This window comes from Microbacterium sp. X-17, assembly GCF_039615055.1.
The window spans coordinates 1,383,179-1,405,643 of record NZ_JBDHNI010000001.1 but is presented as its reverse complement, the minus strand read 5'-3'; the positions used below and the strand labels follow the sequence as shown (position 1 = coordinate 1,405,643).

Sequence of the window (22,465 nt, the reverse complement as noted above, 5' to 3'; positions counted from 1 at the left end):
GGCTCTTGGCTACTTCTGAACAGCACCCCTGGGGTCGCGTCGATGAGACCGGCACCGTGTACGTCCGTGAGGGCGATGGCGAGCGCGCCGTCGGCGAGTACCCGGACGGCACTCCCGAGGAGGCGATCTCCTACTTCGAGCGCAAGTACAACGACCTCGCCGGTCAGGTCGGCCTCCTGGAGCAGCGCGCCCGCCGCGGCGCCCCGGCGGCCGACGTCGCCAAGTCGGTCGCGAGCCTGCGCACGTCGGTCGAGGGCGCGAACGCCGTGGGCGACCTCGCGTCGCTGATCACGCGGCTGGACGCCCTCGGCGGCACCGTCGAAGAGCTCACCGAGCAGCAGAGCGCGGAGGCCAAGGCCGCGCTGGAGCAGGCCATCGCCGACCGCACCGCCATCGTGGAGCAGGCGGAGGCCCTCGCCGCCCAGGACCCGGCCCGCACGCAGTGGAAGCAGACCACCGCCGAGCTCGACGCGCTCTTCGCGAGCTGGCAGGCCCACCAGCACGACGGCCCGCGCCTGCCGAAGAACGAGGCCAACGAGCTGTGGAAGCGGTTCCGCGCCGCGCGCTCGACCATCGAGCACAACCGCAAGGCGTTCTTCGCCGACTTGGACAACCAGCACCGCGACGTCCGCGCCCGCAAGAACGCGCTCATCGAGCAGGCCGAGCGCCTCGTGCCGCTCGGCGCCGACGGGGTGCCGGAGTACCGCCGGCTGCTCGACCAGTGGAAGCTGGCCGGCCGCGCAGGCAAGAAGAACGACGACGCCCTGTGGGCGCGGTTCAAGGCGGCGGGCGACGCGATCTACTCGGCCAAGGCCGAGGTCGACGCGCGCGACAACGTCGAGTACGAGGAGAACCTCACGCTCAAGCTCGCCCTGCTGGAGGAGGCGGAGCCGCTTCTGAAGGAGAAGGACCGCGAGACCGCGCGTACCAAGCTGCTCTCCATCCAGGAGCGCTGGGACGCCATCGGCCGCGTGCCGCGCGACCAGGTCCGTCCCATCGAGGACCGCCTGCGCAAGGTCGAGGCGGCCGTGCGCCGGCTGGACGAGGAGCACTGGGAGCGCAACAACCCGGAGAAGAAGGCGCGCTCCGAGGGGCTGGCCAGCCAGCTCAACGCGGCCATCGCCAAGCTGGAGCAGGAGCTCGAAGAGGCCAAGGCCAGCGGCGACTCCGCCAAGGTCAAGGCCGCCCAGGAGGCCCTCGACGCCCGCAAGGTGTGGCTGGACGCGCTCGGCTGACTCCCCGTCGCGGCGGGTTTGTTCTCCACAGCCCGCGTGATCGGATGAGTACTCCACGGATTCGCCGACGGCGCTCCACGAGGCTTGCGGCCGGCGGAGGCTGGACGCATGACAACAGCACTCCCACTCCTCCTCGACCGTGACGTCCTCCCGCTCGCCGAGCTCTTCTCACTCGTGCTCGACGGGCAGCTCTACCGGGTCGGCGACGCGTTCGCCGCGACGGACATCCCCGACACCCCCTCGCTGCGCGCGCACGCGTTCGCGGGGCACCGGCCGGGAAGCGCGGTCGCCGATCGCGGCACCGCGGCCTGGATCCACGGCACCCGTTCGGCGCCGCCGTTGCGACCCCAGGTGTGCGTCGACCGCCGGCGCCGCGGTCGCCTCCCACCCGACTTCGACGCGCACCAGCACCGGCTGGGAGACAGCGAGGTCGTGGAGCTGAGCGGCGTGCGGGTGACGGCGCCGCTGCGCACGGCGGCCGACCTGATGCTGACACTCCCCCGGTTCGGGCCTCCGGAGGCCCTGGAGGTGCGGCATCTGCTCGAACTCGGGCGCGCCTCGCCCGACCGGCTCGCCGCTCACCTCGCCCGGTCGCGGCGGCACGGAGCGACCAGGGCGCTCACCCGGTTGCCCGTTGTCGAGCGGACGGAGCTCCCGGCACCGGTCAGCCGGCGCTGACCCGATACACGTCGTAGACGCCGTCGATCCGGCGCACGGCGTTGAGCACGCGGTCGAGGTGGGTGGTGTCGCCCATCTCGAATACGAAGCGGCTCAGCGCCAGCCGGTTGCTCGACGTCGTGACCGTCGCAGAAAGGATGTTGACATGATGCTCGGACAGCACGCGCGTGACGTCGGAGAGCAGCCCGGAGCGGTCCAGGGCCTCCACCTGGATCTGTACCAGGAAGACGCTCTTCGAGCTCGGCGCCCACTCCACGTCGATCATGCGGTCGGGCTCCTGCAGCAGCGACTGCACGTTGTGGCAGTTCGCCTGGTGCACGGAGACGCCCTGGCCGCGCGTCACGAAGCCGACGATCGGGTCGCCGGGCACCGGCGTGCAGCACTTCGCAAGCTTCACCAGGATGTCGGGCGCACCGCGCACGAGCACGCCGGAGTCGCTGTTGCGCAGCTGCTTGGGCCGGCCCTTGACCGGGATGTCCAGCTCGCCGTCGGACTCGACCTCGCTCTGCAGCGAGGCGACGATCTTCTCGATCACCGACTGCGTCGAGATGTGGCCCTCGCCGACGGAGGCGTACAGCGACGAGACGTCCGGGTGCTTGAGCGAGGACGCGACCTCCACGAGGGCATCCTGCGTCATCAGCTTCTGCAGCGGCAGGTTCTGCTTGCGCATCGCGCGGGCGATGGCGTCCTTGCCCTGCTCGATCGCCTCGTCCCGGCGCTCCTTGGTGAACCACTGGCGGATCTTGTTGCGCGCCCGCGGGCTCTTGACGAAGTTCAGCCAGTCCTGGCTGGGGCCGGAGTCCGGGTTCTTGGAGGTGAAGATCTCCACCACGTCGCCGGTCGAGAGGGTGCTCTCCAACGGCACCAGGCGGCCGTTCACCTTGGCGCCCATCGTGCGGTGGCCGACCTCGGTGTGCACGGCGTACGCGAAGTCGACCGGGGTCGCGCCGGCCGGCAGGCCGATCACACGGCCCTTCGGCGTGAAGACGTAGACCTCTTTCGCGCCGATCTCGAAGCGCAGCGAGTCCAGGAACTCCGACGGGTCGGCCGTCTCGGCCTGCCAGTCGGAGATGTGCGCCAGCCAGGCGAGGTCGGTGTCCACCTTGCCGGGGCCGCCGGTGCTCTTGCCGGTGGTCTGCTCCTTGTACTTCCAGTGCGCGGCGACACCGAACTCGGCCCGCTGGTGCATCTCCTCGGTGCGGATCTGGATCTCGACCGGGCGCCCCTGCGGACCGATCACCGTTGTGTGCAGCGACTGGTACAGGTTGAACTTCGGGGTGGCGATGTAGTCCTTGAAGCGGCCGGGCATCGGCGTCCAGCGCGCGTGGATGGAGCCGAGCACGGCGTAGCAGTCGCGGACCGTGTTGACGAGCACGCGGATGCCGACGAGGTCGTAGATGTCGTCGAACTCGCGGCCGCGCACGACCATCTTCTGGTAGATCGAGTAGTACTGCTTGGGCCGGCCGACCACCTTGCCGCGGATCTTCGCGGTCTTGAGGTCGTCGTTGATCGCGTCGATCACCTGCTGCACGAGCCGCTCGCGCTCGGGGGTGCGCTGCTTCACCAGGCTCTCGATCTCGGCGTAGAGCTTGGGGTACAGCACGGCGAACGAGAGGTCCTCCAGCTCCCACTTGATCGTCTGGATGCCGAGCCGGTGCGCGAGGGGCGCGTAGATCTCCAGCGTCTCCGTCGCCTTGCGGGTGGCGTTGGCCGCCGGGACGAAGCCCCAGGTGCGTGCGTTGTGCAGGCGGTCGGCGAGCTTGATGATCAGTACGCGGATGTCCTTCGACATCGCGACGATCATTTTGCGGACGGTCTCGGCCTGCGCGCTGTCGCCGTACTTGACCTTGTCGAGCTTGGTGACGCCGTCGACCAGCATCGCGATCTCGTCGCCGAACTGGTCGCGGAGCTCGTCCAGCGTGTAGGCCGTGTCCTCCACCGTGTCGTGCAGCAGCGCGGCGGCGATGGTCTTGGCGCCGATCCCGAGGTCCGCGATGATCTGCGCGACGGCGACGGGGTGCGTGATGTACGGCTCGCCGGAGCGGCGCTTCTGGCCGTCGTGGGCGCGCTCGGCGACCGCGTACGCACGCTCGATGAGCGACAGGTCGGCCTTGGGGTGGTGCATGCGCACCGTGCGGATCAGGGTGTCGACGGCGCCGGCGGGCTGGGCGCGGGAGAAGATCCGCGGCACGAGACGGCGCAGCGAGGCGGACTGCGGTGTCGTCGTGTCAACCATCTGCTCGCCTCCTGTCGTCCATTATCGCCGCTGTTCGCGCCTTCCCGTTCACGGGGGCGCGACCGGCGGTCAGGCGGACGCTCCCGGGGGTCGGCCGGGGTCGGAGACCGGGCCGCCGGACGCCTGCCAGGCGAGCATCCCGCCCGCGACGTTCGCCGCGGGATAGTCGGCCTGCAGCAGCGCGTCTGTCACCATGCGCGACCGGCCGCCGACGGCGCAGATCACCAGGATCTGCTCGTCCTCCGGCAGCTCATGCTGTCGCTCGCCGAGCTCGCCCATCGGGATGTGGTGGGCGGCCGGGGCGTGCCCGGACTCCCACTCGTGGTCCTCGCGGACGTCGAGCAGCCAGGCAGCCCCGGCGTCCACGAGCTCGCGCGCACGCACGGCACTCACCTCATCCTCCGACAGGTAGCGACCGCTCATGCGCCGACGCTACTCCGCCGCGACGGCCTCGGTCGCGGCGACCTTGGCCTTCGGGCGCACCGCGCGGACCTTCTGGTCGTGCTTCTTGATCGCGGCCTCGCCCTCGCGGAACTGCGAGTACATCGGCGCGGCCAGGAAGATTGTCGAGTACGTGCCGACGATGATGCCGATGAGCAGCGCGAGCGAGATGTCGCGGAGCGTCGCGGCGCCGAAGGCGTACGCGCCGATGAACAGGATCGACGCCACCGGCAGCACGGCCACGACGGCCGTATTGATCGAGCGGACGAGGGTCTGGTTCACCGCCAGGTTCACCGCCTCCGGGAATGTGCGGCGGGTGAGCTCCAGCTCCTCGCGCGTGTTCTCCCGGATCTTGTCGAACACCACGACCGTGTCGTACAGCGAGTAGCCGAGGATCGTCAGGAAGCCGATCATCGTCGCGGGCGACACCTCGAAGCCGACCAGGGCGTAGATGCCCGCGGTGATGATGAGGTCGTGGAAGAGCGAGATGATCGCGGACGCCGACATCTTCCAGGTGCGGAAGTACAGCGCCATCGCGATGAACGCCAGCAGCAGGAACACCACGAGGCCCTGGATGGACTGCTGCGTCACGTCCGCGCCCCACGAGGGGCCGATGAAGGTCGAGGAGACCTCCGACGACGGGACGCCGTAAGCCGTGGCCAGTGCGTCGGCGACGGCCTTGGTCTGGGTGTCGGAGAGCTGGTCGGTCTGCACCTGGATGGCGTTGTTGCCGACGACGCTGACGTGCGAGACCGCGTTGGGCACGACGCCCGCGACGGCGTTCTGTGCCTTGGTCGTGTCGGTGCTCTGCACCTGGCTGATCTGGAACTGCGATCCGCCGCGGAACTCGATCGAGAAGTTGAACCCGCCCTTGACGATCGGGATCAGGATCGAGAGCGCGACCATCACGATCGCGATGGTGTACCAGATCTTGCGCTTGCCGACGAAGTCGAACGAGCGCGCCCCGGTGTAGAGGTCGTTACCGAACGTGGTGAGGCGGCTGGCCATCAGTTGTCCTTCCCCTCGGTCGATCGATCCGACGACGAGGAGGTCGAGGCGGAGGCGAGCTCCGCCGCCTTGCGCTCGGCGATCGTCTGGCGGCGCGCCGCCTCCCCGCTGGCGCGGGAGGCCTTGCCCGCGCCCACGAGCTCGGGCTGGGGCGCGCGGAACCGGGCGGCGCCGCGGTACACGGCGCCCAGGGCGTCCGGGTCGAGGCCGGAGAGCGGGTGGCCGCTGCTGAAGAAGCGGGTCTTGGCCAGGAGCTGGAGCGTCGGGTGAGTGAACAGCAACACCACGATCACGTCGATGATGGTCGTGAGACCCAGCGTGAACGCGAAGCCGCGCACATTGGCCGCGGCCAGCACGTACAGCACGACGGCCGCGAGGAGGTTGGTCGCCTTGGACGCGTAGATCGTGCGGCGAGCACGGCCCCAGCCGGCCTCCACGGCGGATTCGAGACTGCGCCCGTCGCGCAACTCGTCTCGTATTCGCTCGAAGTAGACGATGAAGGAGTCCGCTGTGAAGCCGATCGCCACGATCAGACCGGCGACGCCCGCGAGCGAGAGCCGGTAGTCGTAGTGCCACGACATCAGCGAGATGGTGAGCCAGGTCAGCGTGCCGGCCACGACGAGCGAGACGATCGTCACGAGGCCGAGCAGGCGGTACTGGAAGAACGTGTAGATCGCGACCAGGATGAGACCGATCAGACCGGCGATCAGGCCGCTGATCAGCTGCGAGGTTCCGAGCGTGGCCGAGATGTCGTCCTGGCTCTGCACCTTGAAGCTGAACGGCAGCGCGCCGAACTTGAGCTGGTCGGCGAGGGTCTTGGCGCTCTGCTCGGTGAAGTTGCCCGAGATCTGCGGCTTGCCGTCGGTGATCACCGCGTTGGTCGTCGGCGCCGAGATGACGCGGCCGTCCAGGACGATCGCGAACTGGTTCTGCGCGCCCTGGAGGGCGTTCAGGCGGGTCGTGACCGCGGCGAACTGCTTGGTGCCGGTGGCGTCGAAGACGATGTTGACCGCCCACTGGCCGGTCGTGACGCCCTGCGAGCTCTGCATCAGGCCGGCGCTCGCGTCGGAGATGTTCTGGCCCTTCACCTCGACCGGGCCGAGCAGGTACTTGACCGTGTTGTTGTCGTCGCAGGTGATCAGCGGCTTGTCCGTCGGAGCGGCGCTGAGGTCCTTGTTCTTGTTCGCCGCGCACGAGAAGGCGTCGTACTCGGCCTGGAGCGCCGGGGTCACCCAGGCCAGGTCACTGCCGTTCGTCGGCGACGTGGACGGCGTCGACTGGAGGCCGGGGGCCGGGGTCGGCGCCGGGGTCGACTTGCCGTCGGCGCCCACGACCTCGTTGGTCGGGCCGCCGGTGAGCAGCACCGGCCGGAAGTCCAGCCGCGCGCTCGCCTTGACGCGGTCGAGCGTCTGCTGGTCGGGCTTGCCCGGCAGCGAGACGACGATGTTGCGCGAGCCCTCGGTGGAGATCTGCGCCTCGGACACGCCGGACGCGTCGATGCGCTGCCGGATGATCGAGACCGCCTGGTCGAGCTGCTGCTGCTGCACCGACTGACCGTTCTCGACCTGCGGCGCGAGGATGATCTGGGTGCCGCCCTCGAGATCGAGGGCGAGCTTGGGCAGCCACGTCGCGTTGCTGAACAGGACGCCGGCCGTGAGGGTCCCGAGGAGGACCACCACGATCACACCGAGCCACGTCAACGAACGCCAGGCCTTTTTGACCGGAGTCGACTTTGCCACCTAGGAACTCAGCTTTCTACGAGCGATCCGCCCACCCTCTCGGTGCGCGGAGCACAGGGATGCTATCAGTCGTCGCTCTTCGCGCCGGGCTTCTTCGGCGCGTCGTCGAGCCGCTCGCCGAATTCCGGAGCGGAGGAGTCGGCCGGGATGGCGTGGTCCTCGTTGAGTTCCGGGCCCGCGACCTCGGTGTCGTCGGTCTCCGCGGTCTTGGGCTCGACCACGCGGGAGAGCACCTGGCGGTGCACCTTCACGACGTGGCCGGGGCTGGTCTCGATGATGGCGGTGTTGTCGTCCTCGTCGACGGACAGCAGGGTGCCGTACAGGCCGAAGTTGGTCATCACCTCGGCGCCGGGCACCATCTTCGAACGGGTCTCCGCCTGCTCCTTCTGCCGCTTGCGGCTGTTGCGGAACATGAAGAAGACGAGGGCCGCCAGAATGACGACCATCACAATGGTCAACGGATCCATGAAGTAAGCCGAACCTTCCGGTGAAGTCAAGGGGGTGTGTGGCGAGTGGCCAGCTTGAATTATAGGTCATCCATCAGGGACGGTTGCTGTGAGTGGCCTTGCGGTACACCCCCAGGTCGCGGGCCGGTCAGCCCGAAGTGCCGCCAGGCCGCAGCTGTCGCGACCCGTCCGCGCGGCGTGCGCGACAGCAGGCCGATGCGGACCAGGAACGGCTCGACTACGGATTCGATGGTCTCCGCCTCCTCGCCGACCGACACCGCGAGGGTGTTGAGCCCGACCGGCCCACCCTCGAAGCGCTCCAGGATGGCGTGCAGGACGGCGCGGTCGAGGCGGTCGAGGCCGAGCGGGTCGACGTCGTACAGCTCCAGCGCGGCCTGCACCGCCGCCACGTCGCCGCGGCCGCCGTGCACGAGCGCGTAGTCGCGGACGCGGCGCAGCAGCCGGTTGGCGATGCGCGGGGTGCCCCGGCAGCGGCCGGCGATCTCTGCCAGCGCCTCGCGGTCGACCTCGAAGTCGAGCATCGTCGCGGCGCGGGTGAGCACCTGTGTCAGCTCGCCCTCGTCGTAGAACTCCAGGTGGGCGGTGAAACCGAAGCGGTCGCGCAGCGGGTTCGGCAGCAGCCCGGAGCGGGTGGTCGCGCCGACGAGGGTGAACGGCGCGAGGTCGAGCGGGATGGACGTGGCGCCCGCGCCCTTGCCGACCATGATGTCGATGCGGAAGTCCTCCATCGCGAGGTAGAGCATCTCCTCCGCCGAGCGCGCCATCCGGTGGATCTCGTCGATGAACAGCACCTCCCCCGGCGTCAGCGAGGACAGCAGCGCGGCGAGGTCGCCGGCGTGCTGGATGGCGGGGCCGCTGGAGAGCCGCAGCGGCCGCTCGCTCTCGTGCGCGACGATCATCGCGAGCGTGGTCTTGCCGAGTCCGGGAGGGCCTGCGAGCAGGATGTGGTCGGCCGTGCGGTCCTGCATCTTCGCGGCCGTCAGCAGGAGCTGGAGCTGGCCCCGGACCTTCGCCTGCCCGACGAACTCCGACAGCGTGCGCGGGCGCAGCGCGCCCTCGAAGGCGAGCTCCGACTCCGACTCCAGCTCCGGCGCGGTGAGGTCGTCGCTCATCGGGCCGCTCCGCTCGCCGCGCCGGCCGGGCCGAGGCGCGCGAGCGAGAGCCGCAGCAGGGCCTGGACGGAGTCGCGCGCGCTCTCGTCGGTCTCGGCGACCACGTCGGACACCGCCTCCGCGGCGATCTTCTCGGGCCAGCCGAGGCCGACCAGGGCGACGATCACGCTGTCGGGGACGGCGGAGGGCGTCCCCGTCGCCTTCACCGCGCGTGCGGGCGCGCGCCGGGCGGCGGCGAGCTTGCCGGTGAGCGAGACGACGATGAGCTTGGCGGTCTTGGGACCGATGCCGGACACCTTGCGGAACGGCGCGTCGTCGTCGGCCGCCACGGCGTCGGCGACCTGGTCGGGGCTGAGCACCGCCAGCACACCGATCGCGGACTTCGGGCCGACTCCGGAGACCCCGTTGAGCAGCTCGAAGACCTGGAGCTGCTCGCTGTCCGCGAAGCCGAACAGCTGGAGGGCGTCCTCCCGGACGATGAGCGAGGTGAAGACGAACGCCTCGTCGCCGACGCGCAGCGAGAGCGCGTGGTCGGGGGTGAGCTGCACGGCGAAGCCGACGCCGCCCACCTCGATCACGGCGGTGCCGCCGCTCGCTGAGAGGACGATGCCGCGGAGGGAGGAGATCACCTGGCCAGCCTACGGGGAACGCCCGACGTCCGGGCGGAGCGCTCGGCGGCGAGCCACGCGGCCTGCGCCGGGGTCTGCGCGGCGCCTCCGGCCGCCGCACCGCCTGCTCCCCCGTCGGCGGCGGGCGAGCCGCGCCAGGCGTGGCAGATCGCGATGGCGAGGGCGTCGGCGGCGTCCGCGGGCTTCGGCGCCTCCGCGAGCCCGAGGATGCGCGCGACCATCGCCTGCACCTGCTTCTTGTCGGCGGAGCCGTACCCGGTGATCGCCGCCTTGACCTCGCTCGGCGTGTGCAGCGCGACGCGGAGGCCACGGCGCGCGGCGGCATGCAGCGCCACCCCGCTCACCTGCGCGACGCCCATCACCGTGCGGAGGTTGTGCTGCGCGAAGACGCGTTCGATCGCCACCACGTCCGGGCGGTGGGCGTCGAGCAGCTCGTCGATCCCGGTGCCGACCGCCAGCAGCCGCTGCTCCAGCGGCATGTCGGCGGGCGTGCGGATGACCGTGACCTCCACCAGGGCGGCCTTGCGGTCGGGACGGACGTCCACGACGCCGACGCCGCAGCGCGTCAGACCCGGGTCGATGCCGAGCACCCGGATCGTCACCGCGGCGCCTTACTCGTCGTCTTCGAGCTGCGCCTGCACCTCGGGCGTGAGGTCGAGGTTCGTGTAGACGTTCTGCACGTCGTCCGAGTCCTCCAGGGCGTCGATGAGGCGGAAGACCTTGCGGGCGAGCTCGGCGTCGGCCTCCACGTTGACCGTGGCGACGAACTCGGCGTCGGCCGAGTCGTAGTCGATGCCGGCCTCCTGCAGCGCGGTGCGCGCGCCGACCAGGTCGGTGGCCTCGGTCAGGACCTCGAAGCTCTCGCCGCGGTCGGTGACCTCCTCGGCTCCCGCGTCGAGGACCGCGGTGAGGACCGTGTCCTCGTCCACGCCGTCCGCGTGCGGGACGACGATGACGCCCTTGCGGTGGAAGTTGTACGCCACGCTGCCGGGGTCGGCCATGGTGCCGCCGTTGCGGGTCATCGCGGTGCGGACCTCGGCGGCGGCGCGGTTCTTGTTGTCGGTGAGGCACTCGATCATGAGGGCGACGCCGCCCGGGCCGTAGCCCTCGTACATGATGGTCGTGTACTCGATCGACTCGCCGGTGAGGCCGGCGCCGCGCTTGATCGCGCGGTCGATGTTGTCGTTGGGGACCGAGGTCTTCTTGGCCTTCTGGACCGCGTCCACCAGGGTCGGGTTGCCGGACAGGTCGGCGCCGCCGGTCTTCGCCGCCACCTCGATGTTCTTGATGAGCTTGGCGAACGACTTCGCGCGGCGGGCGTCGATGACCGCCTTCTTGTGCTTGGTCGTTGCCCACTTGGAATGCCCGGACACTGGTGCTCCCTCGAGTTGCGTTTGAACCTGTCCATAATAATGCCTCGTCGGGAGGCCTCCCGAAGGCGCGACGGCGGGAGGGTTACTGCGCGGCGAGCGCCCGGTGCACCGACGCGACGGCGCTGGCGCCCTCCCCGACCGCCGCGGCGATGCGCTTCATCGAGCCGTGCCGGACGTCTCCCGCGGCGAAGACGCCGGCCAGGCTCGTCTCGAACGGCAGCGGCCCGCGACGGGCGTCGGCGACGGCGGGGAGGTCGACGTCCGTCAGCAGGAAGCCGCTGGCGTCCACCGCCGCGCCGCTCAGCCACGACGCCCGCGGCTCCGCGCCGACGAAGCAGAACAGCGCCGCGGCGGGGACCCGCTCGCTCGCTCCGGTGGCGGACGAGGTGAGCGTGACGGCCTCCAGCTGGTCGCCGCCGTGCAGCGCCGTCGCGTCCGACGAGGCGTGCACCGTGATCCGCTCGTGCGACCGCACCCGGTCGACCAGGTAGCTGGACATCTTGGCCGCGATATCCGGACCGCGCACGACCAGGGCGACGTCGCTGCCCAGCTCGGCGAGGTAGAGCGCGGCCTGCCCGGCGGAGTTCGCGCCGCCCACGACGACCGCGGGCCGGCGCGCGACGGTCCTGGCCTCCAGCTCGGTCGTCGCGAAGAAGATGCTGCCGCCCTCGAAGTCGGCCCAGCGCTCCAGCGGGAGGCGGCGGTAGCGGGCTCCCGTGGCGACGACGATCGTGCGCGCCCGGATGGCGTCGCCCTCCGCCAGCGTCAGCTCGTGGCCGCCCTCCCGCGGCGACAGCGCCGTGACCTCCGCAGGCGCCGACAACCGCACCCCGAACTTCAGCGCCTGCACCAGGCCCAGCTCGGTGATCTCGGCGCCGGAGACGCCGGACGGGAAGCCGAGGTAGTTCTCGATCCGGGAGCTGGCCGCGGCCTGGCCGCCGGGCGCGAGGGCGTCGAGCACCAGGGTCCGCAGGCCCTCGGAGGCGCCGTAGATGCCGGCCGCGAGCCCGGCCGGCCCCGCGCCGACGACGACCAGGTCGAACTCGTCCCCGTCGCGGTAGCGGTACGCCAGGCCGACCGCCTCCGCGAGGGCTAGCGGGGTCGCCGCGGCGAGCACCGCGCCGCGGGACACCACGAGCGGGAGGTCGAGACCGGCGTGCTCGGAGGCCTCCAGCGCGGCGCGGCCCGGCTCGGTCGAGACGTCGATCCAACGGTGCGGCAACTCCATCCGCGCGGCGTAGCGGCGCAGCGCCAGGGCCGCGGCGGAGCCCTCCGTCCCGAAGATCTGGGTCGTCCGGTCGGCGGCGGCCATCAGCAGGCGCCGCCGGGCGCGGAACGCCGCGAGCAGGATCTCCGACAGCTCGCCGTCGTTCGACATGAGCTGCTTGAACGCCGCGTTCGGGATGCGTCGCACGCGGCTCGGCTCGACGATCCGTGCGGTGAGCAGGGAGGCCTGCCCGGTCAGCATGCTCAGCTCGCCGAGGAACTCGCCGGCCTGCCACTCGGCGACGACGCGCGCCCGCGAGTCCGCGGTCGCCTCCCGGACGATGTCGACCCGCCCGGACTCCATGACGAAGAAGTCGAGCCCCTCGTCCCCGGCGAGGAACAGCGTGTCGCCGACGGCGAACTCCTCCGACTCGCCGAGCGCCATCAGCCGGGCGAGGACATCCTGCTCCAGGACGGGGTTGGCCGCGGTGCCGACCGGGACCCGGAACGGCGGCCGCTCGGCAGGAGGCGTCGGCACGCCGCGATCATAGGGGAACGCGGCGTTGCGGTGCCATCCTCAGACCGCCGCGTCCACTGTCAGGCTGCGCTCCGCCACAGCGTGCCCCTTTCGCGCCAATCAGGGGCCGCACCCAGGTGGGCGACGGGAACGGCGCTCACAGCGGGGAAGGTCTTCAGCACCGCCGGAAGCAGCGTCCGCCGGCCGAGCTGGAGTCGGTCGAGGAGGAACTGGACGAGCGTGAGCTGTCCGAAGGTCCGACTCCAATTGCATGCTGCCGCGTCGAGGTCGGGATGGCGTCCGATCCGCGGCAACTTGGGAGAGAGCGTGTGGACGCGGTTGAACAGTCGACCGTGGTGCGCGCAGGTGTTCCGCAGCAGATTGAGGGCCTTGAGCCAGCTCGTCAGCTGCGGACCGGTCAAGCCGCACCGATCGGCGATGTTCTCCTGCGCCTGCCGCGGCGCGAAGCCGTACAGGTAGGTCAGGCTGCCCCAGTCGAGAAGCTCCACCGCGGCCCAGACAGGCAGCCGGCCGCCGTACCTGCGGCGGTGATGAGCGGTGAAATCCTCTCGCGACTGGGAGAGTTCTGCCTCGTAGCCGCGAAGCCAGCGCAGGTACTGATCGCCTCGACGCGCGGTGGGGCCGAGCTTGTTCGGCTCGAGGTGCGCGCACGGGTCGACGCGCCCGAGCTCGTGCCCGAGCATGGCTCGGATCGCCAGTTCGATGCGTGCCAATTCAGCGAAAGTCGCGGCTCGAAGGCGCGCGTCGAATTCGTACAGCGCGACGATGTCGCTCAATCGCGTCCCGGCGCAGAAGTCGTCGTGACGGACGCCAGCGTGGACACGGCGAAACGGGTACCAATAGCCACTGAGTCGGTAGTAGTTGACGCGCCGCAGCAAGGCTGCCGCGGCATCCCGATCCCCGACGTCCATTCCGCGCTCGCGAAGCAATTCGAGCTGCGAATCGTAGGACCGGAACGCCTTCACCTCTTCGCGCAACCGCACCGCCTTAAAAGTGAGGACCGGCCCTGGACCTACCGAGGTAGGCGGAACCGGTCTTGGTGATGCCAGCCTAGTGCAGAACCTCTGAACTGTGCAAGGTGAAATCTGACCGTCTCATGCCTCACTCAGACCGCCGCGTCCACCCGCCCGTTCACCCGCCCGTTCACCCGCGCCCGCACCTTCGCGAGGAAGTACGCATGGAACCGCGTGTCCCCCGTGATCTCCGGGTGGAACGACGTCCCGAGGAGGTCGCCCTGCTCCACCGCCACGACGCGCCCGTCCGGCACGCGGGCGAGCACGGTCGCGCGCTCCCCCACGCTCTCCACGATCGGCGCGCGGATGAACACCGCGTGCACCGGCTCGTCGCCGAGCTGCGGGATGTCGAGGTCGGTCTCGAAGGAGTCCACCTGGGAGCCGAAGGCGTTGCGGCGCACCGCGACGTCGAGGCCGCCGAGGCTCTGCTGGCCGGCGATGCCGTCGACGATCTCGTCCGCGAGCATGATCAGGCCGGCGCAGGTGCCGTACACCGGCAGCCCGGCGGCGATGGCGGCCTTCAGCGGCTCGGCGACGCCGAACGCCCGCGACAGCTTGTCCATGACGCTGGACTCGCCGCCCGGGATGACCAGGCCGTCGATGCTCTCCAGCTCCTCCGCCCGGCGCACGGGGACGGCGTCGGCGCCGAGGCCCCGCAGGACCGCGAGGTGCTCGCGGAAGTCTCCCTGCAGGGCCAGGACGCCGACGCGGGGGCCGGCGGCTGCGTTACCAGCCACGCTCGGCGAGGCGGTGCGGCGCGGCGAGGTCGGAGACGTTGATGCCGACCATCGCCTCGCCGAGGCCGCGGGAGACCTCGGCGATGACCTGCGGGTCGTCGTAGAACGTGGTCGCCTTGACGATCGCGGCGGCGCGCTGCTCCGGGTTGCCGGACTTGAAGATGCCCGAGCCGACGAAGACGCCGTCCGCGCCGAGCTGCATCATCATCGCGGCGTCGGCCGGGGTGGCCACGCCGCCCGCGGTGAACAGCACGACCGGGAGCTTGCCGGTCTCGGCGATCTCGGCGACCAGCTCGTACGGGGCCTGGAGGTCCTTGGCGGCGACGTAGAGCTCGTCGCGGGTCATCGACTTCAGCGCGTTGATCTCGGAGGTGATCTTGCGGATGTGCTTGGTGGCCTCCGAGACGTCGCCGGTGCCGGCCTCGCCCTTCGAGCGGATCATGGCCGCGCCCTCGTTGATGCGGCGCAGCGCCTCACCGAGGTTGGTGGCGCCGCAGACGAACGGCACGGTGAACTGCCACTTGTCGATGTGGTTGACGTAGTCGGCGGGCGAGAGCACCTCGGACTCGTCGATGTAGTCCACGTCGAGCGCCTGCAGCACCTGTGCCTCGACGAAGTGGCCGATGCGGGCCTTCGCCATGACCGGGATGGAGACCTCCGCGATGATCGCCTCGATCAGGTCCGGGTCGCTCATGCGGGCGACGCCGCCCTGTGCGCGGATGTCGGCGGGGACGCGCTCCAGCGCCATGACGGCGACGGCTCCGGCGTCCTCGGCGATGCGGGCCTGCTCCGGCGTGACGACGTCCATGATGACGCCGCCCTTCAGCATCTCGGCCAGGCCGCGCTTGACCCGGCTCGACCCCGTGGCGGTGCCCTGTTCTGTGACTGTCATGATCGCCCTCTCGTGCGGTACGAAAAAAGTTTTGGCCTATGCCGAAGATATCATCACTCGGAGGGCTGGTTAGACTCGACCCCGGGGAGTGGAAGTGGACGAACAGGTCATCACGGGCACGACCGCGGCGGAGATCGCGGCGAGCGTGCGCGCACTGCATGAGCGCGGTGCGCTGCGCCGTGGCGACGCCCTCCCGCCGGTGCGCGAGCTGGCCGCCCGGCTCCAGGTCAACCGCAACACGGCCGTCGCCGCGTACCGGCTGCTGGCGCAGGCGGGCGTGGTCGTGGCGCGCGGACGGGCCGGCACGGTCATCGCGGGCGTGGAGGCCGTCGCGCAGGAGGGCTACGCGGCCGACAGCGTCCTCCGTGACGTCGGAACGGGCAATCCCGATCCCGGCCGCATCCCCGACCTCTCGTCCGCCCTGGCCCGCGCGACCGGGCGGCCGGTGCTCTACGGCGAGCCGGTGATCGACCCGGCACTGGAGGCCATCGCACTCGCCTGGGTGCGGGAGGACCTACCCGACCCCGACCTCCGGATCACCGTGACCAACGGCGCGGTCGACGCCGTCGAGCGACTGCTCGCGCAGGCCCTGCTGCGGGACGACGCGGTCGCGCTGGAGGATCCGTGCTTCCTGGCCAGCATCCACACGGTCCGCCACGGCGGCTACCGCGCGGTGCCCGTGCCGGTGGACGCCGAGGGAATGACCGTGGACGGCCTCCGCGCGGCGCTCGACGCCGGCGTGCGCGCGATCATCTGCACGCCGCGCGCGCAGAACCCGACCGGCGCGACTCTCTCCCCTGCGCGCGCCGCCGCCCTGCGCGCGCTGCTGGCCGATCATCCGTACGTGCTCATCATCGAGGACGACCACTTCTCCATGCTGTCGCAGCGGCCGTACGAGACCCTGATCGGGCCGGGCCACCGCCGCTTCGCGCTGGTCCGCTCGGTCTCGAAGTTCCTCGGTCCGGACATGTGCCTCGCGATCGCCGCGACCGACGCGGAGACCGCCGACCGGCTCGCGTTCCGGTTGAGCCCGGGCACCACCTGGGTTAGTCACATCCTCCAGCGGCTCGTGCTCGCGCAGCTCACCGACGACACGGTGCTGAGCGAGGTCGCGGAGGCCGGGCGGCACTACGCCGCGCGGAACGCGGCGTTCGCGGCACAGCTCAGCTCGCGCGGCCTGCCGACCGAGGCGGCCGACGGGCTCAACCTGTGGGTGGAGCTGCCGGTCGAGGCGCGGATCGTGGCGGAGCGGCTGATGCGGCGCGGCTGGCTGGCGCGGACCGGGGACGAGTTCCTGCTGGGCGGGCGGCCGGCGGCGTCGCACCACCTGCGGTTGACGGTGCACGACCTCAGCGAGGAGGAGGCGGGGCGGCTGGTGGACGATCTGGTGGAGGCTGCGGAGCGCGCAGCGCCCCGGCTCTGATCTGCAAGGATCGAAGGATGCGTATCCTCTCCATCCAGTCCGCTGTCGCCTACGGCCACGTCGGCAACTCCGCCGCCGTGTTCCCGCTCCAGCGAATCGGCGTGAAGGTCCTCCCCGTCTACACCGTGAACTTCTCCAACCACACGGGCTACGGCGCGTGGCGCGGGCCGTTGATCGCGCCGGACGACGTGCGTGCGGTGATCACCGGGATCGAGGAACGCGGCGTTCTCGGGAGCATCGACGCCGTCCTGTCCGGGTATCAGGGCGGCGAGGGCATCGGCGACGTGATCGTGGACGCCGTCGCCCGCGTCAAGGCAGCCAACCCGAACGCCGTGTACGCGTGCGACCCCGTGATGGGCAACGCGAAGTCCGGGTGCTTCGTCGCGCCGGCCATCCCGGAGCTGCTGCGCGACCGCGTCGTGCCGGTCGCCGACATCATCACGCCGAACCAGTTCGAGCTCGGCTACCTGACCGGGACCGAGCCGGGCGACCTGGAGTCCACCCTCGCCTCGGTGGACGCGGCGCGGGCGATGGGGCCGAGAACCGTGCTCGTCACCAGCGTGGAGCGGCCGGACCAGCCGGAGGACACGATCGAGATGCTCGCGGTGGACGACGCGGGCGCGTGGATCGTGCAGACGCCGCGGCTGGGGCTGAAGGCGAACGGGTCGGGCGACGTCACGGCGGCGCTGTTCACGGCGCACTACGTCGCGTCCGGTGACGCGGCCTCCGCGCTCAGCAAGACCGTCTCCAGTGTCTACGACCTGCTCGCGAACACGCTCGCGTCGGGTGAGCGCGAGCTCCGGCTCGTGGAGTCGCAGGAGTCGTACGCGCACCCGCGCGAGCAGTTCACGATCACGCAGGTGCGCTGACCGCGCGCACATTCGTGCCGAATGGCGCGTTTCGCGGCGGCAAATACGCCATTCGGCACGAATCGCGCGCGTCAGTCGGCGTCGTGCGGCCACGCGTTCGCGATGGCGGCGCGCACATCTCCGAGGAGCTGCGGCAGCGCCTTCGTCCGGGCGATGATCGGGAAGAAGTTCGCGTCCTGCGCCCAGCGCGGCACGATGTGCTGGTGGAGGTGCGCGGAGATCCCGGCGCCGGCGACCGCGCCCTGGTTCATCCCGATGTTGAAGCCGTCGTTCCTGGACACGTCGCGGATGACGCGCATCGCCGTCTGCGTGATGCTGCCGATCTCGGCGACCTCCTCCGGCGTCGCCTCATCGTAGAGCGCGATGTGACGGTACGGGCAGACGAGCAGGTGGCCGCTGTTGTACGGGAACAGGTTGAGCAGCGCGTACGCGTGCCGGCCGCGGGCGACGATGAGGGCGTCCTCGTCGCTCAGCGTGGGGGCCACGCAGAACGGGCAGTCGTCGTGGCCCGGGTCGCCCTGCTGGATGTAGACCATCCGGTGCGGCGTCCACAGCCGCTGGAACTCATCGGGCACGCCGACCAGGTAGGAGGGGTCGTCGACGCGGACGGGACCGTCGGTCCCGTCCGCGCCGGCTTCCGGAGCGGAGTCGCTCAGTCGAGCCATGCCGTCTCGACCAGCTCGTGGCTCTCGATGCTCGCGACGATCCGCTCGATCGCCTCGTCCACGGTCACGCCGTTGCGCTGGCTGCCGTCGCGGAAGCGGAAGCTGACCGTCGAGGCCGAGGCGTCCTCCTCGCCGACGATGAGCTGGAAGGGCACCTTGGCCTTGGTGTGGTTGCGGATCTTCTTCTGCATGCGGTCGTCGGAGTGGTCCACCTCGGCGCGCACTCCCCTGGCCTTCAGCCGCGCGATCACGTCGTCCAGGAACGGGCCGTAGGCGTCGGCGACCGGGATGCCGACCACCTGGACCGGCGACAGCCAGACCGGGAAGGCGCCCGCGTAGTGCTCCAGCAGGATCGCGAAGAACCGCTCGATGGACCCGAGCAGCGCCCGGTGGATCATCGCCGGCTGCTTCCGCGTGCCGTCGGCCGCGTTGTACTCCAGCTGGAACAGCTCCGGCTGGTTGAAGTCGAGCTGGACCGTCGAGAGCTGCCAGGTGCGGCCGATCGCGTCGCGCGCCTGCACGGAGATCTTCGGGCCGTAGAACGCCGCTCCGCCCGGGTCGTCCACGAGCTCCAGGCCGGACTCGATCGCCACCTCGCGGAGGGTCTCGGTCGCCGTCTCCCAGCTCTCGTCGCTCCCGACGTACTTCTCCGGATCCTTGGTGGAAAGCTCCAGGTAGAAGTCGGTGAGGCCGTAGCCGCGCAGGGTCTCCAGCACGAACTCCAGCTGGCGCGCGACCTCGTCCTTGATCTGGTCGTCCGTGACGTAGATGTGCGCGTCGTCCTGCGTCAGGCCGCGTACGCGGGTCAGGCCGGAGAGCGTGCCGGACTTCTCGTAGCGGTACACGGTGCCGAACTCCGCGAGCCGCAGCGGCAGCTCGCGGTAGCTGCGCCCGCGCGCCCGGAAGATCAGGTTGTGCATCGGGCAGTTCATCGGCTTGAGGTAGTAGTCCTGCCCCTGCCTGGTGATGTTGCCCTCGGCGTCGCGCTCCTCGTCCAGGTGCATGGGCGGGAACATGCCGTCCTTGTACCAGTTGAGGTGCTGGCTGATCTCGTAGAGGTGCGCCTTGGTGATGTGCGGCGTGTTCACGAGCTCGTAGTCGTTCGCGATGAGCCGCTCGCGCATGAAGTTCTCGATCTCGTTGCGGATGATCCCGCCCTTGGGGTGGAACACCGCCAGGCCCGAGCCGATCTCGTCGGGGAAGCTGAACAGGTCGAGCTCCGCGCCGAGCTTGCGGTGGTCGCGCTTGGCGGCCTCCTCCATGCGGGTCAGGTACGCGCGCAGCTCGTCCTTGCTGGGCCACGCGGTGCCGTAGACGCGTTGCAGCTGCGGGTTCTTCTCCGAGCCGCGCCAGTACGCGGCGGCGACGCGGGTGAGCGCCCAGCCGTTGCCGAGCATGCGGGTGCTCGGGACGTGCGGGCCGCGGCAGAGGTCCTTCCAGACCGTCTCGCCGGTCTTCGGGTCGACGTTGTCGTAGATGGTCAGCTCGCCGGAGCCGACCTCCACGGACTCGTCGCCGCCGCCGGACTCGGCGCCGGAGCCCTTGAGCCCGATCAGCTCCAGCTTGTACGGCTCGCCGGCGAGCTCGGCGCGCGCCTCGTCGTCGGTGACCACCCGACGCATGAAGCGCTGGCCCGCGCGCACGATCCGCGCCATCTCCTTGTCGAGGGCCTTGAGGTCCTCAGGCGTGAACGGCTCGGCGACGTCGAAGTCGTAGTAGAAGCCGTCGGTGATGGGCGGCCCGATGCCGAGCTTGGCCTCCGGGTTGATCGCCTGCACGGCCTGCGCGAGGACGTGCGCGGTGGAGTGGCGGAGGATGTTGAGGCCGTCGGGCGAGTCGATGGTGACCGGCTCGACGGTGTCGGTGGTCGTGACGGTCGTCGCGAGATCCTTCAGCTCACCGTTGACGCGCATCGCGACAACGGAACGGTCGGTGAAGAGCTCGAAGCCGTCGGCCACCTGTCCACTCCTTGAGTCGTATTCCAATGGGATGCGTCAAGCCTAGTCGGCACGAGTGCCCCCTCCCGTCCGGGAGGGGGCACTCGGCACTGCGATGGACGCGCTACTTCGTGATCGCCGCGAAGAAGGAGGCGCCGTTCGGCGTCCCCACCCCGGTGGCGGTGTCGTAGCCCTTGGTGCTGTGGAGCGTCTGGCTCGGCGTCTCCTGCGTCCGCAGGCTGTAGCTGAGGCCGCCCGCGGCGCTCTCGCTGTCGACGTAGTTGACCCGGAGGACGCTCGGCAGCGCCGAGCCGAACATGTCCTTCTGGTCGACGTCGTAGTAGGCCGAGCCTCCGGCCGAGTACGCCCCGTAGATGCGCGGGTTCAGGAACCCGAGCGGAGCGCCGGCGAGCTGGTTGGCGACGGCCGCCATCCCCGCGGTCAGCGGAGCGGCGACGGAGGTGCCGCCGATGCGGTACTCGTCGTAGTACGTCCCGTTGCTGAACGTCTGGGTCTGACCGACGAGCAGGCCCGTGTTCGGGTCGGCCAGGGCGCTGATGTCGGGCACCAGCCTCCCGGACGCCGAGCCGACCGCCGCGGCCTGGTACGACGGCTGCGCGAAGATCTTGCTCACGCCTCCACCGCCACCGCCGTTGAAGTTGCCGGGCAGGGCCGCCGCGAACGTGCCGTCCAGCTCGTACGGCGCGCTCGTGATGTGGTCGGTCGCGGTGGGCTTCACCGCGTCCAGGCCGGTCTGCCAGCCCACCTCGAACGAGCGCTTCCAGCCGTTCTGGTTGAGGGCGGAGGACGGGTCGTCGACCGAGCCGTAGCCGAGGCCGGCCGGAGCGGCGCCGGTCGGGACGACGGAGGCGGACGAGCCGCCGACCGCAGTCACCCACGGGCTGTCGGCGTAGAAATCGACCTGCGGCGAACCGAAGTTGCCGACCTCGTCACCGCTGTCGCCGCTGGAGACGAAGACGCCGATACCGGTCGCCGCCGCCTGGATGAACGTGTTGTTCAGGCTGTTGATGAAGCCCTGCGGCACGGCCTCCCCGGCGAACCCGTAGGAGATGGAGAGGATGCTCGCCAGGTGCTTGTCGACGATGTGGTTGACCGAGGCGTCGAAGTCCTGCCGCGCGTTCGAGGACGCGACGTAGAGCAGGCTCGCGTCCGGCGCCATCGAGTGGATGGCCTCGGCGTCCAGCGTCTCCTCGCCGTAGAAGTCGCCCGGCGTCTGCTTGGGCGTGTCGGGGAGCTTGTAGACCCCCGGTGCCACGATCTGGGTGATCTTCGGGGCGGGCAGGTTGTGCAGGCTGCTGTACTTGGTCACGTCCTGCACGATCGTCGGGCTCGCGGTGGCGCCGACGAAGGCGACCGTCTGGCCGGCTCCCGTCGCGGCGACGGAGTCGAGGCCGTAGAGGCCGCGCACCTGGGCCGGGGTGTAGCCGCACGGGGCGATCGGCTTGCTGCTGGTGCCGTACGCGGGGGCGTTCGGCATCGCGACCGTCTTCTCGCCGTACCAGAGCGAGCACGGCTGGCCGGCGCGGAATCCCGCGGACGGCGCGCCGTGGACCTGGTTCGGGCCGTTGCCGTTCGTGTTGCTCGGCGCGATCAGGTCGGCGCCCTGGTCGAGGCCCGCCACGCTCTCCACGATCCCGTTGAGGGAGGCCGGGATGGTGACCGCGGACTCCGGTGCGCGCAGCGTGGTGCCGTACGCGTCGTACTCCCCGAGAGTGACGCCGAACGCGTTCTGCGCCTGGGCGACGGTGCCCTCGGCGGAGACGTACCGGTTGTTGGACGGCGTGTCCACGATGTTGAAGCCGGCGGACCGCAGGAACTGCTGCACCGCGACCACGCTGGACTGCGCGGGGGCGAACTGCTGGCGGAACTGCTGCGGGGTCAGGTAGTGCCGATAGCTCGCCGAGCCGGGTGTGGACACGGCGAGCGCCGTCGCCGCCGCCTGCGCCTGGTTCTGCCAGGGCAGGTACACCCGCAGGTCGACCGTGTCGGTCGCGGGCGCCGCGGAGCGGAGCGCTTTCGCGTTCGCCCAGGCCGGCTGGCTGCCGGGAAGGGCGTTCCTCCCCGGAGACGCGACGGCGGGTGACGCCGCCACCGCGGCAAAGAGAAGGGCCGCGCCGGTCGTGACGGCTGCGGCCCTGAGGGTTCTGGTTGTCGTGCGCATGGATGTCCTTTCACCAATGCGATGGAAGCGCTGGTAGGCGCACGGCTATCCAACCCCTGTGAACGGGGGTAGACCAAGTATGGTT

General features: G+C 70.5%; 20 protein-coding genes. 4 read left to right on the top strand and 16 right to left on the bottom strand.

The annotated features are described in order from the left end of the window. The first annotated feature begins 5 nt into the window (after positions 1-5). Together ABCS02_RS06860 and ABCS02_RS06855 are read left to right on the top strand one after the other, a co-directional pair. Positions 6-1,235 (top strand): DUF349 domain-containing protein, encoded by a 1,230-nt coding sequence (locus ABCS02_RS06860; protein ID WP_345834840.1) that lies wholly within the window; start codon positions 6-8, stop codon positions 1,233-1,235. A gap of 108 nt (positions 1,236-1,343) precedes the next feature. After that, the gene (locus ABCS02_RS06855; protein WP_345834839.1) at positions 1,344-1,913 is read left to right on the top strand and encodes a hypothetical protein; all 570 of its coding nucleotides are present in this window, start codon (positions 1,344-1,346) and stop codon (positions 1,911-1,913) included. Here ABCS02_RS06855 and ABCS02_RS06850 read toward each other — a convergent pair. The 13 genes from ABCS02_RS06850 to pdxS all read right to left on the bottom strand — a co-directional run bounded on the left by ABCS02_RS06850 (position 1,900) and on the right by pdxS (position 15,304). Beyond that, a complete protein-coding gene (locus ABCS02_RS06850) occupies positions 1,900-4,149 on the bottom strand; it encodes a bifunctional (p)ppGpp synthetase/guanosine-3',5'-bis(diphosphate) 3'-pyrophosphohydrolase (protein WP_345834838.1) in 2,250 nt (749 codons plus the stop codon). The two genes, ABCS02_RS06855 and ABCS02_RS06850, sit on opposite strands and share 14 nt — an antisense overlap. Before the next feature lie 69 nt (positions 4,150-4,218). Further along, on the bottom strand, positions 4,219-4,572 hold the full coding sequence (locus ABCS02_RS06845; RefSeq protein ID WP_345834836.1) for a rhodanese-like domain-containing protein: 354 nt from the start codon (positions 4,570-4,572) through the stop codon (positions 4,219-4,221). 9 nt (positions 4,573-4,581) lie between these two features. After that, positions 4,582-5,598: a protein translocase subunit SecF gene (secF, locus tag ABCS02_RS06840; protein WP_345834835.1), complete on the bottom strand. Its 1,017-nt coding sequence runs from the start codon at positions 5,596-5,598 to the stop codon at positions 4,582-4,584. Then, a complete protein-coding gene (secD, locus tag ABCS02_RS06835; protein WP_345834834.1) occupies positions 5,598-7,337 on the bottom strand; it encodes a protein translocase subunit SecD in 1,740 nt (579 codons plus the stop codon). The genes secF and secD overlap by 1 nt, the downstream gene beginning before the upstream one ends. 65 nt (positions 7,338-7,402) lie before the next feature. Continuing rightward, on the bottom strand, positions 7,403-7,804 hold the full coding sequence (gene yajC / locus ABCS02_RS06830) for a preprotein translocase subunit YajC (protein ID WP_345834833.1): 402 nt from the start codon (positions 7,802-7,804) through the stop codon (positions 7,403-7,405). 59 nt (positions 7,805-7,863) lie between these two features. Beyond that, the gene (gene ruvB / locus ABCS02_RS06825) at positions 7,864-8,916 is read right to left on the bottom strand and encodes a Holliday junction branch migration DNA helicase RuvB (RefSeq protein WP_345834832.1); all 1,053 of its coding nucleotides are present in this window, start codon (positions 8,914-8,916) and stop codon (positions 7,864-7,866) included. After that, positions 8,913-9,545: a Holliday junction branch migration protein RuvA gene (gene ruvA, locus ABCS02_RS06820; protein ID WP_345834831.1), complete on the bottom strand. Its 633-nt coding sequence runs from the start codon at positions 9,543-9,545 to the stop codon at positions 8,913-8,915. Before ruvA ends, ruvB begins: the two co-directional genes overlap by 4 nt. Continuing rightward, positions 9,542-10,141 (bottom strand): crossover junction endodeoxyribonuclease RuvC, encoded by a 600-nt coding sequence (gene ruvC / locus ABCS02_RS06815; protein ID WP_345835188.1) that lies wholly within the window; start codon positions 10,139-10,141, stop codon positions 9,542-9,544. The genes ruvA and ruvC overlap by 4 nt, the downstream gene beginning before the upstream one ends. A 15-nt stretch (positions 10,142-10,156) precedes the next feature. Then, positions 10,157-10,918 carry a YebC/PmpR family DNA-binding transcriptional regulator gene (locus ABCS02_RS06810; protein WP_345834830.1) on the bottom strand — a complete coding sequence of 254 codons (762 nt, stop codon included), beginning with the start codon at positions 10,916-10,918 and terminating at the stop codon, positions 10,157-10,159. Between the two features lie 82 nt (positions 10,919-11,000). Further along, the gene (locus tag ABCS02_RS06805) at positions 11,001-12,662 is read right to left on the bottom strand and encodes an FAD-dependent oxidoreductase (RefSeq protein WP_345834829.1); all 1,662 of its coding nucleotides are present in this window, start codon (positions 12,660-12,662) and stop codon (positions 11,001-11,003) included. 59 nt (positions 12,663-12,721) lie between these two features. Next, a complete protein-coding gene (locus ABCS02_RS06800; RefSeq protein WP_345834828.1) occupies positions 12,722-13,645 on the bottom strand; it encodes an Abi family protein in 924 nt (307 codons plus the stop codon). Between the two features lie 122 nt (positions 13,646-13,767). Beyond that, entirely contained in the window at positions 13,768-14,412 is a 645-nt protein-coding gene (gene pdxT, locus ABCS02_RS06795; protein ID WP_345834827.1) for a pyridoxal 5'-phosphate synthase glutaminase subunit PdxT, read from the bottom strand. Continuing rightward, a complete protein-coding gene (pdxS, locus tag ABCS02_RS06790; protein WP_185277226.1) occupies positions 14,402-15,304 on the bottom strand; it encodes a pyridoxal 5'-phosphate synthase lyase subunit PdxS in 903 nt (300 codons plus the stop codon). The genes pdxT and pdxS overlap by 11 nt, the downstream gene beginning before the upstream one ends. A 94-nt stretch (positions 15,305-15,398) precedes the next feature. Here pdxS and ABCS02_RS06785 point away from each other — a divergent pair, with 94 nt between their 5' ends. After that, positions 15,399-16,727: an aminotransferase class I/II-fold pyridoxal phosphate-dependent enzyme gene (locus ABCS02_RS06785; protein WP_345834826.1), complete on the top strand. Its 1,329-nt coding sequence runs from the start codon at positions 15,399-15,401 to the stop codon at positions 16,725-16,727. Between the two features lie 17 nt (positions 16,728-16,744). Further along, complete coding sequence (pdxY, locus tag ABCS02_RS06780) at positions 16,745-17,596, top strand: pyridoxal kinase PdxY (protein ID WP_345834825.1); 852 nt, start codon at positions 16,745-16,747, stop codon at positions 17,594-17,596. Positions 17,597-17,667: 71 nt separating this feature from the next. On the opposite strand, the gene ABCS02_RS06775 is transcribed toward pdxY, so the two are convergent. The 3 genes from ABCS02_RS06775 to ABCS02_RS06765 all read right to left on the bottom strand — a co-directional run bounded on the left by ABCS02_RS06775 (position 17,668) and on the right by ABCS02_RS06765 (position 22,380). Then, positions 17,668-18,261, bottom strand: a complete 594-nt coding sequence (locus tag ABCS02_RS06775) for an HIT domain-containing protein (RefSeq protein ID WP_345834824.1) — start codon at positions 18,259-18,261, stop codon at positions 17,668-17,670. Further along, the gene (gene thrS, locus ABCS02_RS06770; RefSeq protein WP_345834823.1) at positions 18,249-20,219 is read right to left on the bottom strand and encodes a threonine--tRNA ligase; all 1,971 of its coding nucleotides are present in this window, start codon (positions 20,217-20,219) and stop codon (positions 18,249-18,251) included. Before thrS ends, ABCS02_RS06775 begins: the two co-directional genes overlap by 13 nt. Positions 20,220-20,322: 103 nt before the next feature. Next, on the bottom strand, positions 20,323-22,380 hold the full coding sequence (locus tag ABCS02_RS06765) for a S53 family peptidase (protein ID WP_345834822.1): 2,058 nt from the start codon (positions 22,378-22,380) through the stop codon (positions 20,323-20,325). Between the last annotated feature and the right edge of the window lie 85 nt (positions 22,381-22,465).

Bases quoted from the DNA above. Each gene is read 5' to 3' on its own strand.
- ABCS02_RS06855 (WP_345834839.1), top strand. From the start codon at position 1,344: ATGACAACAGCACTCCCACTCCTCCTCGACCGTGACGTCCTCCCGCTC.
- ABCS02_RS06850 (WP_345834838.1), bottom strand. From the start codon at position 4,149: ATGGTTGACACGACGACACCGCAGTCCGCCTCGCTGCGCCGTCTCGTG.
- ABCS02_RS06845 (WP_345834836.1), bottom strand. From the start codon at position 4,572: ATGAGCGGTCGCTACCTGTCGGAGGATGAGGTGAGTGCCGTGCGTGCG.
- secF (WP_345834835.1), bottom strand. From the start codon at position 5,598: ATGGCCAGCCGCCTCACCACGTTCGGTAACGACCTCTACACCGGGGCG.
- yajC (WP_345834833.1), bottom strand. From the start codon at position 7,804: ATGGATCCGTTGACCATTGTGATGGTCGTCATTCTGGCGGCCCTCGTC.
- ruvB (WP_345834832.1), bottom strand. From the start codon at position 8,916: ATGAGCGACGACCTCACCGCGCCGGAGCTGGAGTCGGAGTCGGAGCTC.
- pdxS (WP_185277226.1), bottom strand. From the start codon at position 15,304: ATGACAGTCACAGAACAGGGCACCGCCACGGGGTCGAGCCGGGTCAAG.
- pdxY (WP_345834825.1), top strand. From the start codon at position 16,745: ATGCGTATCCTCTCCATCCAGTCCGCTGTCGCCTACGGCCACGTCGGC.
- ABCS02_RS06775 (WP_345834824.1), bottom strand. From the start codon at position 18,261: ATGGCTCGACTGAGCGACTCCGCTCCGGAAGCCGGCGCGGACGGGACC.
- ABCS02_RS06765 (WP_345834822.1), bottom strand. From the start codon at position 22,380: ATGCGCACGACAACCAGAACCCTCAGGGCCGCAGCCGTCACGACCGGC.